General features: G+C 59.7%; 6 protein-coding genes. 4 read left to right on the top strand and 2 right to left on the bottom strand.

What is annotated here, in order from left to right; genetic code table 11:
- The first annotated feature begins 628 nt into the window (after positions 1-628).
- The 3 genes from ACXJKC_RS21640 to ACXJKC_RS21630 are packed head-to-tail and all read left to right on the top strand — an operon-like array spanning position 629 to position 4510.
- Positions 629-1669, top strand: a complete 1041-nt coding sequence (locus ACXJKC_RS21640; protein ID WP_456698831.1) for an ABC transporter substrate-binding protein — start codon at positions 629-631, stop codon at positions 1667-1669.
- Positions 1666-3366, top strand: a complete 1701-nt coding sequence (locus ACXJKC_RS21635) for an ABC transporter permease (RefSeq protein ID WP_456698830.1) — start codon at positions 1666-1668, stop codon at positions 3364-3366. The genes ACXJKC_RS21640 and ACXJKC_RS21635 overlap by 4 nt, the downstream gene beginning before the upstream one ends.
- A 1-nt stretch (position 3367) precedes the next feature.
- The gene (locus ACXJKC_RS21630; protein ID WP_456698829.1) at positions 3368-4510 is read left to right on the top strand and encodes an ABC transporter ATP-binding protein; all 1143 of its coding nucleotides are present in this window, start codon (positions 3368-3370) and stop codon (positions 4508-4510) included.
- A gap of 33 nt (positions 4511-4543) precedes the next feature.
- Here the strand turns inward: ACXJKC_RS21630 and ACXJKC_RS21625 are convergent, their stop codons facing one another.
- Both ACXJKC_RS21625 and ACXJKC_RS21620 read right to left on the bottom strand, forming a co-directional pair.
- A complete protein-coding gene (locus ACXJKC_RS21625) occupies positions 4544-4735 on the bottom strand; it encodes an SDR family oxidoreductase (protein WP_456698828.1) in 192 nt (63 codons plus the stop codon).
- Entirely contained in the window at positions 4736-4864 is a 129-nt protein-coding gene (locus tag ACXJKC_RS21620) for an SDR family NAD(P)-dependent oxidoreductase (protein ID WP_456698827.1), read from the bottom strand.
- Positions 4865-4988: 124 nt separating this feature from the next.
- Here ACXJKC_RS21620 and ACXJKC_RS21615 point away from each other — a divergent pair, with 124 nt between their 5' ends.
- A complete protein-coding gene (locus tag ACXJKC_RS21615) occupies positions 4989-5213 on the top strand; it encodes a hypothetical protein (protein WP_456698826.1) in 225 nt (74 codons plus the stop codon).
- The last annotated feature ends 130 nt before the right edge of the window (positions 5214-5343 follow it).

The following is a 5343-nucleotide window of genomic DNA, read 5'->3' as shown; positions in this document are numbered from 1 at the left end:
TGATGGCGAGGATCCGTTTTGTCTGCTCCGATCTCGTTACCAAACGTCTCGACGAGGTCGTCGTGTAGGCGGCCGTAATGCTGACGCCGGGCATCAGTCAAGGCAGGAGAGAACGGCTCGGCAAGGAGCGCCGACGCTGCCGCTGGGGCCAGGTCCTGGAGCCGCGCCCCGCGCCGATCACAGAACAGGTCAATCCGCGTCTCTAATGGAAGGTCGGCTGGCACGGGTTCCCAGTTCCCGGCATCTCGGCGAAGAGAGATCCCGACCCTCTCAGCGATGGCTTTCGACGTCGGACGCAAAACTCCCTCCTCGACCATTTGCGTGTGCGCGTCGATGATGGCCTGACGAGTCAGCTGCCGGCGATGGATCCGGCCATCGGGGTGAACGTTTCCCGACACTTTACGTCTCCGATCAAAAAAGGGTTGACAGATCGATAGGAAGACTACACGCTAAGTGCACTCAGTTTGGATGAACTTGGCTTAGATCCGATATCGCAGCGCGAGTCACCTTTCATTCCAACGGTTTCTGCTGACAGTCCGCCACACAAATCGGGGATCTAGTTTACATAGGAGATGTAATTATGCGGGTCAACCCAAGGCCTAGTAACCGTTCAGCTACCACAAGATTGGTGGCGCTCATCGCTAGCTCACTTCTGGTGCTCGCCGGCTGCGGCGCAGGTTCTGACGATGCTGACACCCAGTCTTCAACAGAAGTTCCTGAGGTTCTCAAGCCGCTCGCCAAAGCTGCGGCCGCCGAGGACGGGTCTGTCGTCTGGTATGACAGCTTGAGGCCGGAGGATGCGGACCAGGTGATTGAGGAGTTCAACCGTGTATTCCCCGATATCACCATCGAGTACCAGCAGTTGGTCGGCGGTGTGGACATCGCCTCGCGGCTAGTACAAGAAACCGCCGCCGGAGCTCCCACAGCGGACGTTGCGAATGCGGCAGCCGCGCAGGCGGCGCTGCTTGACGATCGAGGCCTGTTGCTGCCGCTCGACTTTGCCGCCATGGGTGTCGAGGAAGACCAGCTCAAGCCTACGGATTACGCGGCGATCACGTCTCAGTCTCTCTTCACGATCGTGTACAACACGGACTTGGTTAAGGGTGATGACATCCCGAAGTCATGGGACGACCTCTTGGATCCCAAGTGGAAAGGCAAGATCGGAACGTGGGTCCAAGGAAACTACGAATCTCAGATGGAATCCGAGTGGGGCCGCGAAGCGACCGACAAGTACGTTGACGGTTTGCTCAGCCAGGACATCAGGGTGTTCGAGAGCAACGCTCCACTTGCTCAGGCAATCGCGTCGGGCGAGCTGGAGGTCGGCGCCGCTGTCTATCACCCAGTGGTTAGTCTCATCAGCGCCGGGGCTCCGCTAAAGGCGAGTTGGGTCGACCCTGTGTTCGTGGCCAGCAACTGGACTTTCGTCACCAAGAACAGCAAGGTTCCAAACAGCTCGCAACTCTTCATCGCATGGCAACTGACCTCGGAAGGAAACCGCGCTTACGAGAAAGTCACTCACCGCGGCAACGTCAACCTCGATACGGAATCGGCAAAGCTCGTCGATGGTTTGAAGACCGTCGAGTGGAACTACCCCGCAGACTTCCCCAAGGATGCCGACGCCATCACGCGGTACACCGCCGCCCTTGAGCGCGGGAAGAAGGTGGAATGAAGACGCGCGAAATGCGTCGGTATATTCCCACGCTGACGATCGGCCCTATCCTGGCGGCGCTGGTTGCGGCACCAATCTTCGTCATACTTTGGACAGCCTTCAAACCAACTGGTTTCGTGCGAGACCCAGGCTTTACGCTCCAAAACTTTCGCGAAGTCTATGGTGATCCGGAGCTCCTCGGCATCCTGACGAACACAGTTGTGTTTGCTGCTGGCAGCACCCTGTGCACGATCCTGATCGCACTGCCGATTGCCTGGCTCATAGAACGTACCGATTTGCCAGCCAGCGGTCTGTTCCGGGGACTCGTGATCCTTCCAATGGCCACGCCAGCTCTGCTGTTGGCGATCGCTTGGACGATGCTTTTGAATCCAACCACGGGCGTGTTCAACGATTTCCTTGGAAGTCTCCCGGGAGGGATCAACCTCAACATCTATTCGCTATGGGGGATGATCTTCGTCGAGGCGTTGGCCTCGGTACCCACGGCATTCTTGATAATCGCTCCCGCGCTGCGATCGACAGATCCGTCCTTGGAGGAGGCCGCGCAGATGTGTGGCGCAAACCTAGGCACGATCCTGCGCCGGGTGACCATCCCGCTAGCGATGCCAGCCATTTTAGCCGCGGCCACGTTCTTGATGATCGCAGGCTTTGTCGTCTTTGACGTGCCGGGAATCCTTGGCTTGCCGGGAAATGAACACGTCCTCTCGACGAACATCTACCGGCTGGCGAAAAGGTCGCCGACAGGGCTTCCGCTGTACGGGCAGATCGGCGCGCTTGTGGTGTTGGTCCTGCTCGTCTTAGCAGTTCTGGCATGGTCCTATCGACGTGCGACGAGACATTCGTCCAAGTTCGCGACTCTGACAGGCAAGGGGTATCGTCCGCGACGACTTCCCCTCGGTCGCTGGAAGTACGCAGCGGTCGGTGTCATCACGGGTTACTTCACTCTGGCGGTCGTGGCGCCGTTAGGCATCCTGCTGTGGACGAGTCTTTCGCCATACATGAGTCGACCCTCGCTCGAGATGGTGTCGAATCTGACTCTCAACAGCTACCACGAGGTATTCACCAATCCCCGAATCGTCGATGCGGTGCAGAACACGCTCGTTATCGCCTTAGTGTCTGCGGTGGCGGTCACCGTGCTAGCGCCACTAATTTCCTGGGTCGTGGTCAAGTCGGATGCTCCTGGCCGTAGAGCGATCGACTTTTTCTCGTTCGCCCCACTGGCGCTTGTTGGGGTCATGATCGGCGCGGCCCTTACGACGCTGTATCTAGCCGTGCCGATTCCTGTGTACGGAACGATCTGGATCATCGTCATTGCGTACGTCACCATTTACCTCGCGTTCGGCACGCGGGTTACACACGGTGTCATGCATCAACTGCATCCGGACCTTGAGGAAGCCGCTCAGACGAGCGGCGCTTCGTGGGCGCGGACCTTCGGAAGTGTAACCATCCCGCTCGTCTCGCCTGCGCTTATCGGCGTCTTCATATGGGTGGCGACTCATGCGATGAGGGAGTTGTCGGCGGCCATGATGCTCCAAGGAAGGGACAACGCGGTCGTATCAACCTTGCTGTTCAACTACTGGGACACCGGACGTGCGCCTCTCGCCGCCGCGATTGCTGTCTGCCTGATGGCTTCTCTGGCGCTCCTAGTGACAATTTGGCAACTCGTCGGCGGACGTTTTGGTATTACGGAAAAGGAATAGCATGCTCGAAGTCGTAGGACTCCGAAAGACATTCAAATCGGACAAGGAAGAGGTCTTTGCGCTTGATGACGTGAGTCTCTCTGCAGAGCCGGGCGAAATCGTGACCCTTTTGGGGCCAAGCGGGTGTGGCAAGACGACCACCCTGCGGTGTATCGCGGGGCTGGAGCATCCGAGCTCGGGTGAAATACGTATCGATGGATCGACCGTCTTCTCAAGCGCTCAAAACGTGGACGTCAAGGCGAGCCAGCGGAAGCTTTCGATGGTCTTTCAGTCGTATGCGATCTGGCCGCACATGACTGTTTTCCGGAACGTTGCGTTCCCGCTTCGCGCGGCCAAGGTCCCCCGGTCGGAAATGGAGCAGCGCGTCCAGCGTGCACTCGAAATGGTCGGGCTGGCACATGCTGCCCAACGACCTGCGACCAAGCTTTCGGGAGGTCAGCAGCAACGAGTCGCCTTGGCCCGTGCAATTGTTCAACGGTCTTCGCTGCTGCTCCTGGACGAACCTCTCTCGAATCTTGACGCTGCACTGCGTATCCAGATGCGGAGTGAACTGAAAAGTATTCAGCGCGAGGTGGGAACCACAAGTATTTACGTGACTCACGATCAAGAAGAGGCGATGTCTCTCTCGGACCGCGTCTACCTCTTCAAGGACGGGCGAATCGTAGATTCTGGCATCCCCGAGGAGCTCTACTTGAGACCAAAAAGCAACTTCGCAGCTTGTTTCCTTGGGGCTGCGAACATCCTTTCGGTCAAGGGGATCACGGCTGAGGCCGGGCATTTCCGCGCGACATTGGAGAATGGTTCGTCCTTCGCCGCGGTGAGAACGGGAGCCTTGCCGTCCGGGGAGGTAAACATCATGGTCCGTCCGGAACACGTCGAGATCTCTGAGACCGCCCTTGGTTTGGGCCCGTCGCTGAACCTCAGCGCGAATGGCACCATAGTTGGCCGCAGTTTCTCGGGCAATTTGGTCGACTACACGGTGCGCCTATCGGACCAATCCCTGGAAATCCGTGCGCAGACGCTTTCGCACAAGCTCATGCCAGTAGATGCGACCGTCACAGTCAACGTTCCCGCGGAAAATTGCATTGTTGTCGACGCGGAAGTGGATGAAAAGTTGAACGGGAGTATGGTGCCCTCTTTGTAGAGGCAGTATCGCAGCGCAGCGACCCGTGGTTAGTCATTTCGGTGCGAGCAGGAACATGACCGCCCGCGCGACGTCGTGCGGCTGTCCGGCCCGGCGCATTGGGATTCTTGCGATGTGGGCGGCCCCGTCGGCGGAGTCGAGCCGTGCGGCCGTCCGCGCTGTGTACGTCGAGCCCGGCAGCACCACCGCGTTGGCGCGGATCCCGTTTGGGCGTTTGGTGGCCACTCAGCGGGTGTAGCCGGCGATGCCGGCTTTGGCGGCCGAGTACCACGGCTGCGCACCTGTGCCCTGGAGGTTGCCGGCGATTGACGCGATGTTGACCACCGTGCCGCAGCTCGATCCCGGGTCCGCCAACCAAGTCTCGGTGACGAGCCCGTAGCTGGACAGGGCCTTCGCGACGCCGTCTCCGAAGCCTAGTTCTGAGTCCGCGCCGGACTGCGGCGTCGTCGGGGGTGTCCACGTCGCACGTCATCACCCGGTGTCCACGCTCATTGAGTTCGGCAGCGAGCACCTCGAGATCGAGCTGCTGGGTGAGGAGGGGTTGGGGTACTCCGACTGGACCATGATTCGACCCGGGTACGTCGACTTGATCGGCCGCGACGCGGGCTATCGCTACCTGCGTGCCAAGGGCAACTTCATCGAGGGCGGCACGTCGGAGATCCTGCGCAATATCGTCGCTGAGCGGCGACCAGCGCGACCTTGAGGCCGCACGTCTCACTCGACATGACCCGTCAGCTCGCTGACGTCACCCTCGACGGAGCCGAGGGCACGCTGGTGCTCGACGATGCTGAGCCCGCCGTACGTCGGGCGCTCGATGCCGGGGCTGCGCTGCT

Source organism: Aeromicrobium sp. P5_D10 (assembly GCF_054049535.1).
This window is presented reverse-complemented; position numbering and strand designations above follow the sequence as displayed.